The organism is Marinobacter changyiensis (assembly GCF_009193265.1).
GTDB classification, from domain to species: domain Bacteria; phylum Pseudomonadota; class Gammaproteobacteria; order Pseudomonadales; family Oleiphilaceae; genus Marinobacter; species Marinobacter changyiensis.
In genome coordinates, this window is record NZ_VZZZ01000006.1 from 327,896 (window position 1) to 345,590 (window position 17,695).

At 57.6% G+C, this 17,695-nt stretch carries 18 protein-coding genes and 1 riboswitch; of the genes, 8 read left to right on the plus strand and 10 right to left on the minus strand.

The genetic code is table 11. The annotated features are described in order from the left end of the window. Positions 1-23: 23 nt before the first annotated feature. Positions 24-229: riboswitch (cobalamin riboswitch) on the minus strand. Between the two features lie 115 nt (positions 230-344). Genes F6Y09_RS17295 through F6Y09_RS17315 form a run of 5 tightly spaced genes read right to left on the minus strand, consistent with a single transcriptional unit; the run spans position 345 to position 4,633 of the window. After that, a complete protein-coding gene (locus F6Y09_RS17295) occupies positions 345-1,004 on the minus strand; it encodes a tetratricopeptide repeat protein (RefSeq protein WP_152208184.1) in 660 nt (219 codons plus the stop codon). Continuing rightward, positions 1,001-1,786, minus strand: coding sequence for an SDR family oxidoreductase (locus F6Y09_RS17300; protein ID WP_152208185.1), 786 nt, complete (start codon positions 1,784-1,786; stop codon positions 1,001-1,003). Before F6Y09_RS17300 ends, F6Y09_RS17295 begins: the two co-directional genes overlap by 4 nt. Beyond that, complete coding sequence (locus tag F6Y09_RS20375; protein WP_152208186.1) at positions 1,773-2,456, minus strand: iron-containing redox enzyme family protein; 684 nt, start codon at positions 2,454-2,456, stop codon at positions 1,773-1,775. Before F6Y09_RS20375 ends, F6Y09_RS17300 begins: the two co-directional genes overlap by 14 nt. Continuing rightward, positions 2,443-3,960 (minus strand): AMP-binding protein, encoded by a 1,518-nt coding sequence (locus tag F6Y09_RS17310; RefSeq protein WP_152208187.1) that lies wholly within the window; start codon positions 3,958-3,960, stop codon positions 2,443-2,445. The genes F6Y09_RS20375 and F6Y09_RS17310 overlap by 14 nt, the downstream gene beginning before the upstream one ends. Next, on the minus strand, positions 3,944-4,633 hold the full coding sequence (locus F6Y09_RS17315) for a thermostable hemolysin (RefSeq protein ID WP_179959453.1): 690 nt from the start codon (positions 4,631-4,633) through the stop codon (positions 3,944-3,946). The genes F6Y09_RS17310 and F6Y09_RS17315 overlap by 17 nt, the downstream gene beginning before the upstream one ends. A 156-nt stretch (positions 4,634-4,789) precedes the next feature. On the opposite strand from F6Y09_RS17315, the gene F6Y09_RS17320 reads away from it, so the two are divergent. The 8 genes from F6Y09_RS17320 (at position 4,790) to yghU (ending at position 13,657) form a co-directional block, all read left to right on the plus strand. After that, complete coding sequence (locus tag F6Y09_RS17320) at positions 4,790-5,479, plus strand: response regulator transcription factor (protein ID WP_152208188.1); 690 nt, start codon at positions 4,790-4,792, stop codon at positions 5,477-5,479. Further along, positions 5,470-6,855, plus strand: a complete 1,386-nt coding sequence (locus tag F6Y09_RS17325) for an ATP-binding protein (protein ID WP_152208189.1) — start codon at positions 5,470-5,472, stop codon at positions 6,853-6,855. The genes F6Y09_RS17320 and F6Y09_RS17325 overlap by 10 nt, the downstream gene beginning before the upstream one ends. A gap of 71 nt (positions 6,856-6,926) precedes the next feature. Further along, positions 6,927-8,804 carry a putative nucleotidyltransferase substrate binding domain-containing protein gene (locus F6Y09_RS17330; protein ID WP_152208190.1) on the plus strand — a complete coding sequence of 626 codons (1,878 nt, stop codon included), beginning with the start codon at positions 6,927-6,929 and terminating at the stop codon, positions 8,802-8,804. Then, a complete protein-coding gene (locus F6Y09_RS17335; protein WP_152208191.1) occupies positions 8,804-9,541 on the plus strand; it encodes a 3'-5' exonuclease in 738 nt (245 codons plus the stop codon). The genes F6Y09_RS17330 and F6Y09_RS17335 overlap by 1 nt, the downstream gene beginning before the upstream one ends. Before the next feature lie 257 nt (positions 9,542-9,798). Further along, positions 9,799-10,809, plus strand: coding sequence for a DctP family TRAP transporter solute-binding subunit (locus tag F6Y09_RS17340; RefSeq protein WP_152208192.1), 1,011 nt, complete (start codon positions 9,799-9,801; stop codon positions 10,807-10,809). 81 nt (positions 10,810-10,890) lie between these two features. Next, positions 10,891-11,385: a TRAP transporter small permease gene (locus F6Y09_RS17345; protein ID WP_152208193.1), complete on the plus strand. Its 495-nt coding sequence runs from the start codon at positions 10,891-10,893 to the stop codon at positions 11,383-11,385. After that, a complete protein-coding gene (locus F6Y09_RS17350; RefSeq protein ID WP_152208194.1) occupies positions 11,375-12,679 on the plus strand; it encodes a TRAP transporter large permease in 1,305 nt (434 codons plus the stop codon). Before F6Y09_RS17345 ends, F6Y09_RS17350 begins: the two co-directional genes overlap by 11 nt. 108 nt (positions 12,680-12,787) lie before the next feature. After that, entirely contained in the window at positions 12,788-13,657 is an 870-nt protein-coding gene (gene yghU / locus F6Y09_RS17355) for a glutathione-dependent disulfide-bond oxidoreductase (RefSeq protein ID WP_152208195.1), read from the plus strand. A gap of 427 nt (positions 13,658-14,084) precedes the next feature. Here the strand turns inward: yghU and F6Y09_RS17360 are convergent, their stop codons facing one another. The 5 genes from F6Y09_RS17360 to F6Y09_RS17380 all read right to left on the minus strand — a co-directional run bounded on the left by F6Y09_RS17360 (position 14,085) and on the right by F6Y09_RS17380 (position 17,694). Next, a complete protein-coding gene (locus F6Y09_RS17360) occupies positions 14,085-14,579 on the minus strand; it encodes a Ku protein (RefSeq protein WP_179959454.1) in 495 nt (164 codons plus the stop codon). A gap of 290 nt (positions 14,580-14,869) precedes the next feature. Further along, the gene (gene ligD / locus F6Y09_RS17365) at positions 14,870-15,937 is read right to left on the minus strand and encodes a DNA ligase D (protein WP_152208197.1); all 1,068 of its coding nucleotides are present in this window, start codon (positions 15,935-15,937) and stop codon (positions 14,870-14,872) included. Between the two features lie 65 nt (positions 15,938-16,002). Beyond that, complete coding sequence (locus F6Y09_RS20900) at positions 16,003-16,464, minus strand: ATP-dependent DNA ligase (protein WP_425481861.1); 462 nt, start codon at positions 16,462-16,464, stop codon at positions 16,003-16,005. A gap of 129 nt (positions 16,465-16,593) precedes the next feature. Then, positions 16,594-16,926 carry a four-helix bundle copper-binding protein gene (locus F6Y09_RS17375; RefSeq protein ID WP_152208198.1) on the minus strand — a complete coding sequence of 111 codons (333 nt, stop codon included), beginning with the start codon at positions 16,924-16,926 and terminating at the stop codon, positions 16,594-16,596. 330 nt (positions 16,927-17,256) lie between these two features. Next, positions 17,257-17,694, minus strand: a complete 438-nt coding sequence (locus tag F6Y09_RS17380) for an SRPBCC family protein (protein WP_152208199.1) — start codon at positions 17,692-17,694, stop codon at positions 17,257-17,259. Position 17,695: the final 1 nt, after the last annotated feature.

The window sequence follows — 17,695 nt, forward strand, 5'->3', positions numbered from 1 at the left end:
ACCCACCACAGTCGCCCACCGCAACGCTTGGTGTTTTCCAGGCCGGTCTCCGGACTTATGAGGGGGATGTAAATCCCGGGGCGGTCACCTTCCCATGCCTGCTGGCACAGTGGCGCTTCCAACCGTCCTACACTCAATTACCGTTGCGGGGGCAGTGTCGGATTATCACCGACTTCCCGTTTCACTCGCGCACGCATTGGGCGAAAGCACCTGAAAAAGTGACGCAAGGCTATCAACCGCCCTGCCAGTGGTCAATCAATAAACTCAGTGGCCGGGTGTGTTTCAGCGCCATGTCAAATCTCCGGTACACACATCAACCCGCACTTATACCGAAGTTTATCAGCTCATTGAAGCTGCCCGGTCAGCGGTCCGCTGTACCCCAGCTCTTCCAGGCGGGCCTCAATTTCATGTCGGCGGCCCCGATCCGCCAGCGGCCGGTCAGGCCTGGCCGGTGCCTGATAGGCCTTTTGGTAATAAACCAGCGCCCGCTTCGGCTGGCCCTGATCCTTCAGAAACTCGGCAAAGAAGTAGTTGGCATCGATCCCTTCCGGATTCATGTTCAAACCTGCCCGCAGGTGCGCCTCGGCCTTGTCGTCATCACCAAAGCCCAGCGGCCAGCCCGGCACTTTGGAGTAAAGCGTCCCGAGCGAGGTATGGGCGGATCCGCCCAACGCGGTGTCATCCAGCTTCAGTGAGGCTTCGAATGCCTGGCGCGCTTCCTTGGCCAGACCCAGAGCGCCCAGGCCCCCTTTGTGGCCCGCGTAAGTGCTCAGCACAATGCCCTGCCAGACCAGCGGTTCGGCATGGCCCGGATACTTTTTCACAACTTGCCTGGCATGACTGACCAGGTTCTCGAATGCCTTGTCCTTCTGGTCGTCCCCGATTTCATACTGGGTAATCGCCCATTCTGTCTGCACCGCAGCCAGGTCCGTTTCAATATCGGCCCCATGGGCCAACACTGCCGGCACGCTTACCAGCATCAGCAATAACAACCGATAGATCATGATTTATCTCCAGCAGTGAGGAATTGACGAATGGTGGGCAGCTGTTTGCGCATCACCGCATCGACCAGCCGGGGCAGCAAACCGTTGACGTGGACAAAAAGTTTTTCCGGCCAGCCGAGATAAGCCCGGCGCCGGTCTTTGAGCAATACCTGCATGATCTGGCTGGCGACCCGCTCTGGTGGATCCATGGTGTTGCCCAGGGCTTGATTCAGCGCATCCACCCCCGCACTGTTCATGCCGGTTCGGGTGGCCCGTGGCGCAATGTAGTGAACCCCGATCGGGCTGTCCGCCAGCTCCCGACGCAGGGCTTCCGAAAAGCCCCGCACCCCGAATTTGGTGGCGCTGTACACAGAATAGCCGGGGAAGCCAATGCTGCCGAAGGTTGACCCTACAAACGCCAGGTTACCCCGGCCCAGGGCACGAAACTTTGGCACAAAGTGGCGGGCTACCAGAATATTGCTGCGAAGGTTAACCGCCAGCATCCGGTCAATCGACGTCACATCGGTGGCTTCGAGAAGCTGAAAGAGGTTTTGGCCCGCGCAGTGAATCACACCGTCTATGTCAGGGAACTGCTCCGACACCCGCTGCAACTGCTGGTCGAGATTCGGGGCCGCCAAATCCAGCATTACCGAATGGCTATCGTCGCCTTGTGGCTCCAGTTTGTCAGGTTCCCGGCTGGCAATGACCAGCTTAACGCCTGCCCCGGCCAACCGGGTCGCCAGAGCCCGGCCGATTCCACCGGAGCCGCCCAGCAACAGAAATGTCCGGTCACGCAGTTGCATGGCGACGCTCCCCGGCAGCCTGCTGCAGCGGTATGCCCCGCAACATGTCACCGTACAACCGGTACACCACTCGAGCGGACTCAATAATGGCAGCCTGGTCCTCAGGACAGGTGATCTGGTCCATCAGGGTGCGGTAGAAGTCAAAATGGCCGATATCCAGGGCACCGTGGGAATACAGGTAACTGAAGGCCTGGTCCGGCAGTTTGAGCTGCTTCTGGACCTGTTGCCCCATCGGGGTTGCCAGTTCAATGCTGGAGCCTTCAAGGACCTGAACCATGCCAAAAAAACTCATGGGGTTGCCCCGGGCAATCTGGTCATAGAGATAGCACACCATCAGCTGAACGGGCAGTTCCGGCTCACCGTGTCTGATCGCGTCCACATCCGCACCGGTAGCGCGAAGATCATCCAGGATCCACTCGTGGTGGCCATATTCTTCCTGGATGTATGCCACCAGCGCTTCCCGCACAAATTCGAGCCGTTCCGGCAAGCGCGCACCGCAAGCCATCATCAGCGGCACTGTGTGTTTCACATGATGGTAAGCCTGCACCAGAAAGTGCTGATAACCGCCAAGATCAAACTGTCCTCCGGCCACCGCCGCCAAAACCGGAGCCGTCATTACGTGGCCGCGAGCGTCTCGGGTTTCGCTTTGCAGTGCTTCAAAAAACTTCATTGTGAATACCTCTTTGTGTTGTTTGTAATGGGCTGGTCGTTGGGCGCTTGCAACTGGGCAAGATGACGTCAAAATTCTCGATAATGGCCGAGCGCTTGAGACGACCGTTCGCGGTCAGGTAGCCGTTGTCATGACTGAAGGGGGTGGTGCCTATGTAAATATCCTGAAGTCTGGCGTAATCCGGCAGGGTGGCATTGAGGTCTTGGACGCCAGCCACCAGCGCGTCAATATCCGTTCCCGGAGGGACCACGACAAGGCCATGGGGCCGGGGCTCGCCATCGCCGAACACCAGGCACTGCAACAGGTCCGGAAGGCACTTGAGTTCGCTCTCCAGCCATTCGGGGTTGATGTTGCGGCCGAAGCTGGTAATCAGCAGGTTTTTGCTTCGGCCATTGACGTACAGATAGCCGTCCGCATCCAGGTAGCCAAGATCCCCGGTGTCCACTGTCGTCTCGCGATAGCGGCCCTGGTCCAGATAGCCGCCAAAGACGCTACCGGCGACGACAATCCGGCCCCGGTCCTTGACGGTGACGCCTACGTGGCACAGCGGCTTGCCCACCGAGCCCGGGCGATGGCAGCCGGGTACATTCAGAGCGACAACAGAACCGCACTCCGATAGCCCATAACCTTCGTAAAGCGGCAGCCCCAAAACGGTTGCCTCGGCCAGCAACGCCGGGGACACCTTGCCACCACCGACGGCCAGGAATCGCAGACTGGCTGGCAATTCGCGCCCGGCCCGTACACTCGCCACCAGCTGATGCGCAATTTCCGGCACCAGGATGGCGGACTCCGGTAAAACCTCCTCAAAAGCCGCCATCAGGCGACCAACCTCCAGCTGGCTGCTGCCGGTAAAACCCAGATCCGACAGTCTTCGGATCACCACTGTCGCGCCCATCATCAGCGGCAGGTAAACACCGGCAATATTCTCGAGCAAAGTGGCCAGTGGCAGCACGCACAGGTGCCGCTGCAGGCGCAGGTCAGCCAGCCGTGCACGCAACGCAAAAACCGTCTGGTCCAGATGTTGTGCCGTCAGACAGACACCTTTCGGGCTACCGGTACTGCCGGAGGTGAAGGTAATCCTGGCGATATCACCCAGGTCCGAAGTGGCATTCGCTGAACCTGGCAGCGCACAAAACCAGACCTTGGGTGTGAGTGGTTCAACCGGGGCTTCAAAACCGGCCAGTAGCGCGGGATCATCCGAAACCACAGCGTCTAAACCGGCACTCTGGCCTATGTGGGATACCTGCCGGGATGAGAAGAAAACCGGTATCGGCACACAGGTGATGCCCGCCACGCGACAAGCAATATCCACGGCAACCCACGCCGGGGAGTTGTCGCCGGCCAGGCCCAGACGATGCACCTTTCGGCCACGCAGTTCGTCGGCCAGGAGGTTTGCCCAGTACCAAAGTTCGGAATAGCTGTAGCTGGTCCGGATGTCCTGCAGCGCGGGGTGATCCCCGATCTGACTGGCGTGGTGTTCCAGTACCTCAGGCAATGAGTGCATGGGGTATGTCCTCCGATGCCAGGAGCTCAACGCCCCGGAAAAGACCCTTGTCCGCCAGGATCTGATACCCCGACGGCAGATGGGAAATCAGTACCTCAGGTTGATGCTCATAGTAATCGCCCCAGCCTTGACCGCCATCGGGCAGTCGGCTCGGGTCCGCGATACCGAGACTGAGCGTTTTCACTCCCAGGCGCTCGAAGCTGACACGCAGTGAGCGAGTGCCGGTAAATGCCACCCATTGGACACCCCGCCCGTGGAGTAAGAGTGTAAGGGCAGGAAACAGAGAGCGGCTTACCCCACGCTGAACACCCGCCAGATGTGCAATTTCGACAATCTGATCACGGCGACAAGGGCTCAGCGCTGAAATGACCACATCCAATGGCTGATTAAGGTAATCTTCCAGAAATAGCCGGCCAGTCGAGGCACTGCGCAAACCGACTGCCGCGAGCAGCGTGTTCTGTGGATCGCACAACGCCACCAGTTCGGGCACACGAATAACCGGCGTCGCTGTGAATGCTTGCCAGAAACGCTCACGGATAAATGTTTCAATGCGGCTGCGGGCAGCACCGGGCGTCCGCACGGCATAGAGGGTCTGATTCCCGGTACGGGTGGTGGCAACCACACCGTTAGGCGGTGCGGTATCCAGGATAAAGGGCACAGGGGTGTCAAACATCGGGCACGGCTCCTCAGGTTTCATGCCCCGAGACTAGCCTTGCTGTCTTAAATGAAACTTAAGGTGGGCATGAAAACATCGACACCTTCATGATTGCACTGGCCGCTCTATTTCACTGGCCACTCTGATGACACGCCACAGACCAAGGACTTCGTCGTGAGAATACTGCTGGTTGAAGACGACCCGCTGCTGGGTCGAACCATCGCGACCATGCTGCGCCAGAACCATACTGTCGACTGGCTGGATGACGGCCATCAAGCCGAAAGTGCGCTGCTCAATGAAAGCTTTGATATTGTGATTCTCGATCTTAGCTTGCCATTCAAGGACGGCCTTACGGTGTTGCACAGTGCCCGCGCCCAGGGCGTCAAAACACCGGTGATCATTCTCACCGCCCGCGCCGACCTGAGCGACAAATTGTCTGGCCTGGACGCGGGCGCCGACGATTATCTCACCAAACCTTTTGCCATGGACGAGCTTAACGCCCGTATACGCGCCATACGCAGACGCTCCGACGGCAACGCCAGCGCCACCCTGCGCGTTGGCAGGTTGGTGGTGGATCCTGCCACCAGCGAATTGACGGTGGATGCCCGGCCGGTGGCGCTGTCACCGACGGAGTTCCAGATATTGTATTACCTCATGCGGCACCCGAACCGCGTCGCCACCCGCCGGCGACTTGAGGATCAGCTCTATGGTTGGGATGCAGGCGTGGAGAGCAACGCCTTGGAGGTCCATATACACCACCTGCGCAAGCGGCTCGGCAAGCCCCTGATCAGAACCGTTCGCGGCGTCGGCTACATGCTGGACTCAAAAGTAGCGGCCGAGTGTGATCCCACATCATGTCTATGACCCGGACCCTCACCATTACGGTAACCGTACTGGTGCTTCTGCTGGCACTGGTCGCTGCGGCCTGGAGCTACATCGAGAGTAACCACGAGCTGGAGGAAATTTTTGATGCGGAGCTGGCCCAGAATACCCGCATCGTCCAGGGTCTGGTGCGAGACCTTCAAACAGACCAGTCGCCCGAAAAGCTCCGGGAAATCCTGCAGGACACTTTGTTGCAGACGCCCGTTACGGATGAGGAGGACAGCAATGAGGTTCTGCCCAACGGCCGGGGCCATAAATATGAAAAGAAAATAGCTTTCCAGGTCTGGTCTCCGACAGGAGAGCCGTTGCTGGAATCCTCACGCAGGGAAGCCGGGTCTCCCAGCCTGGCCCCCGGCTTTGGCTGGATAGAAAGCGAGGGCTTCCGCTGGCGCACGTTTCTGATTCAGGACCCGCAGTCCGGCTTTTTTATCCGCTCGGCCCAGCGCGACGACATTCGTCAGGAGCTGAGCCGTGAGCTGGCCCTGGGTAACACCTTGCCATTGTTGCTGGTGCTGCCGGTTCTGGTGCTCGCCATTGGGCTGGCAATACGCTGGTCTTTCCGCCCCCTGGCCCGCCTTGAACAACGGGTCCGGACCATGGCACCGGAAACCATCCAACCCCTGGATGAGTCAATGGCACCCCATGAAGTGCGCAGTCTGGTCGGAGCGGTTAACGGGCTGTTGCTAAAACTGGATGACACCCTTGAACGGGAGCGCCGTTTCACGGCCGACGCCGCCCATGAACTCAGAACCCCCCTTGCCGCCCTGCGGCTCAACCTCGAACAGGCCCTGCCGGTGCAGCCGGAAACCTTCGGTGCTTTGCTGGAGTCGGTTGACCGGATGTCCCATCTGGTCGAGCAAATGCTGCAACTGGCAAGAGTAGAGCCGGAGTTTTCATCAAGCACCACACCGACAGACCTGGGAGCTCTTGTGGTAGACACGCTTGCCGACATTGCGCCACTGGCGATAGCGCATACCATTGAGCTGTCCTTCGAAGACGCCCCCTCCGCCTGCCGGGTAAACTGCAACGAGGCCCTTATTGCTTCGTTGATCCGCGCCCTGGTATCCAACGCTATCCAGCACAGTCCCTGCAATTCTGCCATCGACGTCTCGTTGCAAAAGTTTCCACAACACTGCGAGCTGATGATCTGTGATTCCGGCCCCGGCATCGACAAGGCGGAACGGGCACGTGCCCTGGATCGCTACGTGAGGCTTGACCAGCGCAAAGGCAGCGGGGCCGGTCTGGGGCTGGCCATTGCGCAACGCATCACTCAATTGCACCGTGGCTCGCTGGTATTGGATGGGCGGGCTGACGGACACTCCGGACTCTGCGTTCGGGTAGTATTACCGCTGGCATAAGGGAATGCACGATTTGCGCTCGCCGACTGCAGCGGTTAATTTAAGCCAGCTCACCCAAACAGGGACGGATCATGCAAGCCGAACTCATCGAAATCCGCAACCATCTGGCCCAACATGAGCCTTTTGACCAACTGCCGGACGCCATTCTGGACCGACTTGTCACGCAGGTGGAAGTCGCCTATTACCGTGCAGGCTCGACCATTCTGGAATTTGGCCAGTCCAGCACCGACCTGAACTACATTCGCAGCGGCGCAGTTGAAGTGTTTCGGCGCTCCGGTGAACTTTACAACCGCCTCACCGAAGGCGATATCTTCGGCCAGTTCGGCCTGATGATGGGCAAGATGGTGCGTTTCCCCGCCAAGGCTCTGGAAGACACGCTGATCTACTGCATTCCGGCAGCAGAGTTTCAGGAACTCTGGGAGACCGAGGACAGCTTCGCGGATTTTGTCGAGATCGAAGACCGCACCCGCCTGCGCACAGCAGTCGAGCGACAGGGCAAATCCAGCAATCTGATGACCGCCAAAGTGACCCGGCTGCTCTCACGGGAGACGGTTTCCGCACCTGCTACCGTAAGATTGCAGGAAGCCGCCCGCATCATGACCGAGCATGGCGTATCAGCGCTGCTACTGATGGACGAATCCGGCAGCAAGCCGGTCATGAAGGGCATCATCACCGACCGTGACCTGCGTACCCGAGCACTCACGGAAGCTCTGCCTTCAGAAACGCCCGTTGCAGACATCATGACCGAAGGCCTGATCACCATCAACTCCGAAGCGTTTATATTCGAGGCCATGCTGTTGATGCTGCATAACAACATTCACCACCTGCCCGTGGTGCACAATGGTGAGCCCCGAGGCATTATCGGTCTGTCGGATATCGTAAAGTACGAATCCCAGAGTACCCTGTTTGTCGTCAGTAACATTTTCCGTCAGAAGAATGTGCAGGGCCTGATAGCGGTCAGCAAAGATGTCCGTGACAGCTATGTGCGCATGGTTAACGAAGACGCCAACTCCCATATGATCGGCAGTGCGATGGCCGGTATCGGTCGCAGCTTCTGCCAGCGTTTACTGGCCCTCGGCGAGGAAAAACTGGGGCCACCACCCGTACCCTATTGCTTCATGGCGCTGGGTTCCATGGCCCGGGACGAACAACTCGTCGTTACCGATCAGGACAACGCCATGGTGCTGGACGACAGCTTTGATCCGGCCGAGCACGACGAATACTTCAAGGCACTGGCGAAATTTGTCAGCGACGGTTTAGCCTCCTGTGGGTACACCTACTGCACCGGCGACATCATGGCCACCAACACCAAATGGCGGCAGCCACTGAGTGTCTGGAAGAGTTATTTCACTGACTGGATTGACAATCCCAAGGCAGAAGCACTGTTAAATAGCAACATCTTCTTCGATCTTGAGGGCATCTACGGTAATACCGTTTACACCGAGCAATTGAAAACCCTGGTTGCGGAGAAAGCCCAAAAGAGCCAGCGTTTTCTCGCTTTACTGGCCCGCAACGCCCTGAACCGCACTCCGCCGCTGGGTTTTTTCCGCACCTTTGTGATGGAGCAGGACGGCAAACAGAACGATACCATTAACCTCAAGCGTCGCGGCACCGCGCCGCTATCCGATCTGATCCGCGTGCACGCACTGGCCTGCGGCTCCAAGGCCCAGAATTCCTTTGCCCGGTTGCGCGCCATTGCTGAAACTCAGCTGCTGCCCCACGGCAGCGTCGAGAACCTGCGGGACGCGATGGAGTTCATTGCAATCGTGCGGATACGGCACCAGGCTGCTGCCATCGAGGCCGGCCAGCAACCGGACAACAACGTCCGCCCGGAGGACCTGTCAACGTTCGAGCGACGCAACCTCAAGGATGCCTTTCAGATACTCAGCAGTGGCCAGAAATTTTTGCGCTACCGATACCATGCCCCAGCAGCACGAAGCCTCCAGTAATGACGCTACCTGATACCTCCGGCAACCCCATCGACCGTTTGGCAGTGATCGACTGGCCAGCACGTTTGAAGCTGCTCAGCGAGCAGACGAAGGACCCCCGCCTGAAAGCGTTTTATGAGGCTGGCACGGTGGCACCGGAAACGCCAATATCCGAGGTGCCCATGGTCGCTCTGGATTTTGAAACCACCGGGCTTGATCCCCACACCCACTCCATTGTCAGTATTGGTCTGGTGCCCATGTCGCTCAGTCGCATTCGCTGCCGTGACGCCCGACACTGGGTGGTGCGGCCTCCGCTGCCCCTGCACAAAGGTTCCATTACCATTCACGGCATCACCCACAGCGACATCAACGCGGCCCCGGATTTGTCCGAGGTCCTGGATGACTTACTGACAGCACTGGCGGGTAAGGTTGTGGTGGTACATCACCGGGGCATTGAGCGACCTTTTCTGGATGTGGCCTTAAGGTGGCGTTTAAAGGAGGGCATTGAGTTCCCGGTGCTGGATACCATGGCCATAGAAGCCCACCTGCACCCGAACCGGCAACCCAACTGGTTTGGCCGTCTGCGCGGTAAAGCACCACTTTCCATACGCCTGGGCGACAGCCGCAGCCGCTACGGTTTACCCCATTACCCACCGCACCATGCCCTGACAGACGCCCTGGCCTCAGCGGAGTTGTTGCAAGCCCAGATCCAGTATCATTTCAGTCCGGACACCCCCATCGGCGATCTCTGGTTCTGACCGCTCATCCCCTGACCTCACCCGCTGCCTGATTGCTTTTCTCCGCAAGGGTCAGTAGCCTCGAGAGACATTCTGGCCGCGCTGGCGAAAGCGCTGGGCGATGCCCGTCAAGCCGTGGGGATATTGCGGGGTGAGCGTTTGGCGTGATGACGGTTTTATTTTGCCGCCGGAGGAAAACCCCTCCTATACTCCCCTACTGCAGATGCCAATTGTGATCAGGCCACTGCCGTACCAATGACAATAAAAAGGATACCGATATGCTGAAACGTCGCACATTTATTGCCGCTGCCGCCGCTACCCTGTTATTCACTTCCATCGCCCACGCCCAGTACAAGGACGAATACACCGTATCAACCGTGCTGCCCTCGGCTTTTCCCTGGGGACAAGCTGCCGACAAGTGGGTTGAGCTGGTGAAGGAGCGCTCTGACGGGCGTATCAATATGAAGATCTACAGCAACTCCCAGCTGGTTTCAGGCGATCAGACCAAAGAGTTCTCCGCCATGCGATCCGGCATTATTGATATGGCCGTGGGCTCTACCATCAACTGGTCACCCCAGGTGCCAGAACTGAATCTGTTCTCATTGCCCTTCCTGATGCCGGACTATGACGCGATTGATGCCATTACCCAGGGCGAGGCCGGCGAAGCCATCTTCGCGGCCATCGAAAAACGCGGCGTTACCCCGCTGGCCTGGGGTGAGAATGGCTTCCGGGAGTTGTCCAACTCCAAGCGGGCGATCCACGAACCCTCCGATGTGGAAGGCCTGAAAATCCGCGTTGTCGGCTCGCCCCTGTTCCAGGACACCTTCACCGCCCTGGGCGCCAACCCGACCCAGATGAGCTGGGCCGATGCCAAGCCAGCGTTGACCACCGGCGCCGTTGACGGCCAGGAAAACCCACTGTCGGTCTTCGATGTGGCCCGCATCGACCAGGTAGGCCAGCAGCACCTGACCCTCTGGCGTTACATGGCTGACCCGTTGGTGTTTGCGGTCAGCAACCAGGTCTGGGGCCAGTTCAGCCCGGAAGACCAGGAATTGCTCAAGCAGGCTGCCGTTGATGCAGGCGAATGGGAGATCGAGAAATCCCGTGCCGAGCTTGACGCCACCCTGGCAGGCATTAAAGAACGTGGCGTCCAGGTCACCGAATTGACCCAGGAACAACACGATGCCTTTGTAGAGGCGACCCAATCCGTTTATGAGAAGTGGACGCCCCGCATCGGCGAAGACCTCGTGAAAATGGCCCAGGAAGCGGTTGCCAACAGCCGGCAGTAAAGCTGACAGGCCCAGGCGCCCGCCAACCTCGGCGGGCGCGCTATTGTCTGGACCGGATGAACCGGCTTAACCGGAGTACCCATGCCCACCCGACCCCCGAAGTTCAAGCCTGAAGCCTGGCTGGCGACCCTTTCACTGATTGCGATCTGCGTGATCAGTCTCGGCAACGTAATCGTGCGCTATGCCACCGATGCCTCCTTTGCTTTCACCGAAGAGTTCTCGGTGTTTTTGCTGGTACTGGTCACCTTTGGCGGTGCCGCGGTGGCGGCACGCCATAACCAGCACATTCGCATCGAACTGATCGAGCACTACCTGCCGCCACGGGCGAGAAAAGTCGTTTACGTGGCGCAGTGGCTGGCCGGTGTCTTCGTGCTGGGCCTGACCGCCTGGTATGGCGGCGTACTGACACTGCAGGAATACCAGTGGGAGTCGCTGTCACCGGGGCTGGGGCTGCCGAACTGGGTTTACGTCATCTGGCTGCCGTTACTGGCTGGCGCCATCATCATTCGGCTGACCCAGAATCTCATCGATCGCCTCAGGGGCAAGCAAGAGCCAGGGGTAATTCATGAATCCTGACCTGCTGATGATCGGTGCCTTCCTGGTGGCGTTACTGTTGGGGGTGCCGGTGGCGATTGCCTTGGGCGTTGGTGGCGCAGTTGGCATCCTCACCGGGTTGCCTCCGGACATGTTGGCGACGTTTGGCACCAATACCTACAACAGCGTGGCCAAATACCCGCTGATTGCGATCCCCCTGTTTATTCTCACCGGCCTGATTTTCGAACGCGCCGGAGTGGCCGCCAGCCTGGTGCGTTTCGCCCAGGCCATCATCGGCCCTCGACATGGCGGCCTGACCGTGGTGGCGGTACTGGTCTGCCTGATTATGGGCGGCATGAGTGGTTCTGGCCCGGCGGACGCAGCAGCGGTGGCGATGGTTATGCTGCCCAGTATGCGCAAGGCCGGTTATCCGCAGCCGTTTTCCGCCACTTTGATCGCGGCCTCCTCCTCCACCGCGATCCTGATCCCACCCTCCATCGCCCTGATTCTTTATTCTATCGTGGTGCCGGGCGTGGATTTGCGGGCACTGTTTGCCGCCGGTTTGTTTCCGGGCGTGCTCGCCGGGCTGTCTTTGCTCGTCCCCGCACTTTACTTCGCAAAAAAATACCGTTGGGAAGACCCGGAAATCGCCGTACGACCACCCTTCTGGCCCAGCTTCAAAGCTGCATTACCGGCGCTGTTTGCCCCGGTAATCATTCTTGGCGGCCTGCGCTCCGGCCTGTTTACACCTACCGAGGCAGCAGTGGTCGCCGTCACTTATGGGGTGATTATTGGCTGCCTGGTATATCGCAACCTCAGCCTCAAGGACCTGTGGAACCTGATGACGGAGGCCGCCGTTACCTCTGGCGTTGTCATGTTCATTATTGCCCTGGCCGGCATTTTCGCCTGGGCAGGCTCCACCCTTGGTACTTTCCAGCACCTGGCCGACGCACTATTGTCGCTGTCTGATAATGGCTGGGTGCTGCTTGGCCTGGTGATGGTACTGGTGCTGATTGCCGGCATGCTGCTGGACGCCATATCGATTTACCTGATCCTGATTCCTATCGTATTACCCCTGATGAACCATTTCGGCTGGAATCCGATCTGGTTCGGTATCCTGCTGGCCATGAACATTGCGATCGGCCAATTCACGCCGCCTGTGGCTGTTAACCTGATGGTCACCACCCGTATCGCCAACATCCGCCTGGAGCACACTATTGGTTGGGCGTTGATATTTGTCGCCGCCATGACCGTCAGTTTGTTGCTGGTCATGCTGATTCCGGGCATTGCGCTCTGGCTGCCGGAAAAACTCGGGTATGTGGTGGGGCCGTGGTAACCGCAGATCAGCGGGAAGTCGTGGGTAAAACTCATGGGAACCCGCACCTGGAACCGCTACCCTTCCAGTCACTTCAAATCACACATTGACCAACGAGGGCTCTTATTCATGAGCGATCCAACCTACACGCCACCAAAAGTCTGGCAATGGGATGCTGAAAGCGGCGGGACCTTCGCCAACATCAATCGACCGATTGCCGGCCCCACCCATAACAAAGAACTGCCGGTGGGAAAACACCCCTTTCAGCTGTATTCACTGGCCACCCCAAACGGGGTAAAGGCCACCATCATGTTCGAAGAACTGCTGGAGAAAGGCGTCAAGGACGCCGAGTACGACGCCTGGCCGATCCGGATTACCGAAGGCGAGCAGTTTGGTAGCGGCTTTGTTGGCGTAAACCCCAACTCCAAGATTCCCGCCCTGATGGACCACAGTACCGAGCCCGCCATCCGGGTATTCGAGTCCGGCTCCATCCTGCTTTATCTGGCTGAAAAATTTGGCGAGTTCCTGCCCCATGACATCGCCCAACGCACCGAAGCCATGAACTGGCTGTTCTGGCAGATGGGCAGCGGACCCTTCCTTGGCGGCGGTTTCGGGCATTTTTACGCCTATGCGCCGGAGAAGTACGAATACCCCATCAACCGCTTCACCATGGAAGTAAAACGGCAACTGGACGTGCTCGATCGACAGTTGGCGAATAACCGGTATATCGCCGGCGACCAGTACACCATTGCCGATATGGCTATCTGGCCCTGGTACGGCGCGTTAGTGACCAACAAGGTGTATGAAGCGGCAGAGTTTCTGGAAGCGCACAGCTACAAGCACCTATTGAGGTGGACCGGAGAAGTCGGCCAGCGGCCCGGCGTAAAACGGGGCCGGATGGTAAACCGCACCTGGGGCGAACCCAGCGAGCAGCTACATGAACGGCACGATGCCAGTGATTTTGAGAAGCGGACGCAGGACAAAGTAGAGGGGAGTTAGTGAGGTATTACCCGGCATGAGGGCTCAGTCCCCCTGAGAACCTCTTGCCAGGTGTAATAGCCCATTAATGTCCGCTTCCAGATAAGATGCGCCGAAACCAGCTACTTTTTTCAGCCCTTCGAGGGAGGCCGTTGGGACGCTGGCCGTTGTCCTCGATAAAAGACATGAATTCCAACCCGGCCTCATAATCGAGCCATTCCATGGCTTGGGGCTCGACAGGTTGAGAGGATTGGAGTTCCTGATGTTGTTGCTCATGCTGCAGACCCAGTGCCAGGCGGGCCACAAGCTCGCCAGGTCCTCCAGTTCTTCGTCTTCAACAATCACGAACTGAGACTTGTCGACGGGGTATTCGCGAACGATTTCATCCTGCTCAAGCGCCCGATTCTCTTTCTCACAGAAGTAACCTCAGCGTAGGGGTTGACCCTGGCTATCTACCATTTTCCATTCCTTCCAGACTGGCTTCAAGCGCCTTCGAGATATCATCCATCGGTTTTTCAGGTCTTTGCCTGGGGCGTTTGATACGGTCGCCTTTCTGTTTTTTCTCTATTAACTCCAGCACCCGACCCCTGTATTCATCCTGATATTCTTCAGGATCAAAACGCGCTTCCAACATACTGATCAACTGCCGTGCCATGTTCAGCTCCCTTTGATCCAGGGGTTTACCTTTCGTCGCCTCAAGCTCATCAATAGACACAACCTGTTCCTGCGAGCGCGGTGACATCAGCATGGGGTAGCCCTGGAAAAGTCGAAGTGCACCATGGTATTCCTTGTTGCGCATAACCCAGTGCGCCAACCCTTCCCGCCTGGTTGTCTTCAGCGCTTCGGCAAGTGCGGTATAAGCATCCAGGGAGTCATCAGGGCCCAGATAATAGGGTCTGTCGTACCAGCGATGGTCTATGGCTTCATAGGGCAGGAACTTCAATGTCGGCGAAAGATAATACGCCTTTCCAGCTCGCCCGTGCTGTCATCAATCGTTCCCCTTGCCACTTTCCTGCTGATATTCACCCCCGCAGGCCGGGTATGAAACCGATCCTGTCGACTCAACTTCGCCGAGACAAAGTGGGCAAATTCCCTGATCGCATGCCGCGCAGAACTCCAGTATTTCGGGCTGAACGGCTGCCTCACAAATGCTGCAAATTTCTGACCCCTCGATCAGCCACCATCTTGGCCCGCTGCCGGCCTGCTCTTCTGGTGTTTTTCTTGCCATTCGTTTTACTCCAGATTTACTCGTTTCAGCGTGGTTCGGGTGATGGGAGCCCGGGCTTCCTCATAGCTCTCCCATGGGTCCGCTTTAAGGGCACTGAGACGTCGACGCAGGTTGGTAACCGTGTATCGATTTGATGACGCACCGCGGCTAAGTTCATCCCAGCGAAGAGGTGTCGCTACAGTCGCATGAGCATTTGCCCGGGTTGAATAGCGCGCAATACTGGTACTACCCCTCCCGTTACGAAGGTAGTCGATGAACACTTTTCCCTTCCGTTTGCTCTTTGACATATTGGTGGTCAGGGTTTTCGGTGAATCCCCCGCATGGGCTTGCGAGACTGCTTGCGCAAAGGCCTTGACCTTGTCCCAGTCCAGTTTGGGCGTAATGGGCACGATCAGGTGAAGCCCCTTGCCTCCGGTGGCCTGAAGAAAACTGGTGAGACCAAGGGTTGTCAAACGCTCACGAAGCCCTGTTGCAGTATCGGCAATTACTTTCCAGGGCAAATCCGGATCGGGGTCAAGATCGAAGATGAGCGTATCCGGGCGCTCGAGATCATCGATTCGGCAACCCCAAGGATGAAACTCGAGCACCCCGAACTGCACCAGCCAGACCAGCTCGGTCACCGAATTCAGGTATACATAATCTGAATAGCCTCCACTTTTTTCCGGGATCGCCACGCGAGGAACGTCCTTGGCAAAGTTTTTATCAGGGTGCTTCTGGAAGAAACACTCGCCGGCCAGGCCGTCAGGACAACGGAGCAAAGATAAGGGCCGATCATTTAAATGGGGGAGTATCCACTGCCCTATATCTTCATAGAATTGGGCAACGTCTGCCTTGGTAATACCCTGGTCAGGATAGAGCAGTCGCTCGGGATGGGTAATCGGCACATCGGCGACCAGAGGCTGGTTATCCGGTTTGTCGATCCTGGAAGATGGTTCCGACGCGCGGGGACGATTGGTCATGGTGATCTCCCTTGCAGTCTTATCCTCTCTCTGGCCCCGGAATACCGGATGCCGGAGCACCCCACTTTCGGTTCTTTCGGTAAATTCTATATCCACCACAATTTGGGGCTCGATTCAACGGGCACCTTCCGCCTCCGGTGGCAGACTGACGAAGGGCATTGTTTCGGTCTCAATGGCGGCTATGGTCTGATACAACGCGGTGAGTTGCCGGCTACTGAACCCGGACCCGACTCCCCCGCGTACACGAGCTGGTCGTCATCATAAGCTCCCAACAACAGCGAACCGAAGCCCTGCCTTCGACCGGAAGCCCGCGTAAAGCCCCCAACTACAAACTCTTCCTGGCGGGTACATTTGGTTTTTATCCAGGTCGAACGGCGGCCGTTCTGATAATGGGCATCACTCCGCTTGGACACCACGCCCTCCAGACCCAACTGGCATACTTCCCTGAAAAAATCCGCACCCTGCCTCTGGACGTGATCCGTGGACCCGTCCAGTTGGGGACCTACAAGCTCACCGTCGATAACAGCGTTTCGGACAGGCAGCTTCTCCAAAGCATCACGAATCGCGGGAAAAAGACGAGTCCTGTCTTTGGCGTTGCGCGTAAGCAGAGTAACCTTGCCGTCGCTGAATTTTGCCAGCAGTCGGTAACCGTCAAACTTGAGTTCATGAACCCATTGATCTCCCTCAGGAGGGTTTTTCTCCGTGAATGATTACATCCAATCGGTCTTTCCCGGGTTTTCCTTTCGGCGCCCGTTTGTCTGGCATAGGCTTCAAGCCGCCAGCTCCTCACATATGTGCGCGCACTCCTCGCAAGCGCGGGCACACTCCTGGCAATGCTTGTGATCATGCTGTCCGCACTCTTGCCCACACGCTCTGCAGATTTCTGCACACATACGCGCAATCGTGGAGGAGAATTCGCTCTTCCTTGCCAGCGCTCCTGCGGTGAATCTGCATGACGCGGCGCAATCCATATCTAACTGGATACACTTGGCCATATGGGCCACGTTATCCTCCTGCAGACAGGCCACCGAGCAATGATCGCATGCAGCTGCGCAGCGGTCACAGGCGGCGATACAGGCGGTAAGAATATCCTCATCTCTCATGATCCCATCTCCTGTTAGTTGGTGTTCTAGATAAATAAGCGAAGAACAGGCCAGCTTTGGAGAAATGACAAACTTTTGAATGCTCCAGTCTCCCAAGGCTTGTCATCAATAGTCTGGAGCTCTGGGCCACATTCTTGTTTCAGGCAAACCTGCGATGGAGTATATGAAGGCCGGGCTACAGGCAGGGAGCTTGTGGCCTTTTTTACCGTATAGGTGGTAAGTTTTTCAGTCAGACAGGGAGGGGAACAACGGCATCCAGGGCATGTTTACAGCGATTCCTGGCACATCAGTATTCGCTCTGAATGGTGATATTCACTGGGGCGAGGAAGCTCACGTGAGCTTCTTCTCTATCGCCTTCAGCATTGAGCTGAAAGCTTTTTGGCCAGCTTTGGCCGCTATGGGGGTGAGCACCAGGCCGATCAGAGGAATACTGACGCGGAACACAGAAGTCCAGGTAACGGCAGTGCCTTCGGGAGTTTCTTCCAGGCGGATTCGGCCACTCTCGTGATCAATCGGTGGACGTGAACGGAGAATTTTGTAGTCCATGGCTATTGGGCGCTGGAAATTGCTGATTTCTTCTTCAAACCACACAGCGCCCAGATCGATACGCCGCACTGCCCCGTCGCCATTACGTTCCTGCTGACCTTCCTTGAGCAGTCTGGCGTCTTTGATGCCGGCGAATGCTGAATAACCGGCATGGTCACTTAATAGCTCAAATACCTGATCGATTGGCGCTGCGATGGTCCGTTTGACAACAAGAGTTTGCATA

What these genes read in the sequence shown, in the direction of transcription:
- yghU (WP_152208195.1), top strand. Translation starts at nt 12,788, where the DNA reads ATGAGCGATCCAACCTACACGCCACCAAAAGTCTGGCAATGGGATGCT.
- F6Y09_RS17380 (WP_152208199.1), bottom strand. Translation starts at nt 17,694, where the DNA reads ATGCAAACTCTTGTTGTCAAACGGACCATCGCAGCGCCAATCGATCAG.
- F6Y09_RS17335 (WP_152208191.1), top strand. Translation starts at nt 8,804, where the DNA reads ATGACGCTACCTGATACCTCCGGCAACCCCATCGACCGTTTGGCAGTG.
- F6Y09_RS17315 (WP_179959453.1), bottom strand. Translation starts at nt 4,633, where the DNA reads ATGTTTGACACCCCTGTGCCCTTTATCCTGGATACCGCACCGCCTAAC.
- F6Y09_RS17325 (WP_152208189.1), top strand. Translation starts at nt 5,470, where the DNA reads ATGTCTATGACCCGGACCCTCACCATTACGGTAACCGTACTGGTGCTT.
- F6Y09_RS17330 (WP_152208190.1), top strand. Translation starts at nt 6,927, where the DNA reads ATGCAAGCCGAACTCATCGAAATCCGCAACCATCTGGCCCAACATGAG.
- F6Y09_RS17300 (WP_152208185.1), bottom strand. Translation starts at nt 1,786, where the DNA reads ATGCAACTGCGTGACCGGACATTTCTGTTGCTGGGCGGCTCCGGTGGA.
- F6Y09_RS17345 (WP_152208193.1), top strand. Translation starts at nt 10,891, where the DNA reads ATGCCCACCCGACCCCCGAAGTTCAAGCCTGAAGCCTGGCTGGCGACC.
- F6Y09_RS20375 (WP_152208186.1), bottom strand. Translation starts at nt 2,456, where the DNA reads ATGAAGTTTTTTGAAGCACTGCAAAGCGAAACCCGAGACGCTCGCGGC.
- F6Y09_RS17310 (WP_152208187.1), bottom strand. Translation starts at nt 3,960, where the DNA reads ATGCACTCATTGCCTGAGGTACTGGAACACCACGCCAGTCAGATCGGG.
- F6Y09_RS17340 (WP_152208192.1), top strand. Translation starts at nt 9,799, where the DNA reads ATGCTGAAACGTCGCACATTTATTGCCGCTGCCGCCGCTACCCTGTTA.
- F6Y09_RS17350 (WP_152208194.1), top strand. Translation starts at nt 11,375, where the DNA reads ATGAATCCTGACCTGCTGATGATCGGTGCCTTCCTGGTGGCGTTACTG.
- F6Y09_RS17375 (WP_152208198.1), bottom strand. Translation starts at nt 16,926, where the DNA reads ATGAGAGATGAGGATATTCTTACCGCCTGTATCGCCGCCTGTGACCGC.
- F6Y09_RS17295 (WP_152208184.1), bottom strand. Translation starts at nt 1,004, where the DNA reads ATGATCTATCGGTTGTTATTGCTGATGCTGGTAAGCGTGCCGGCAGTG.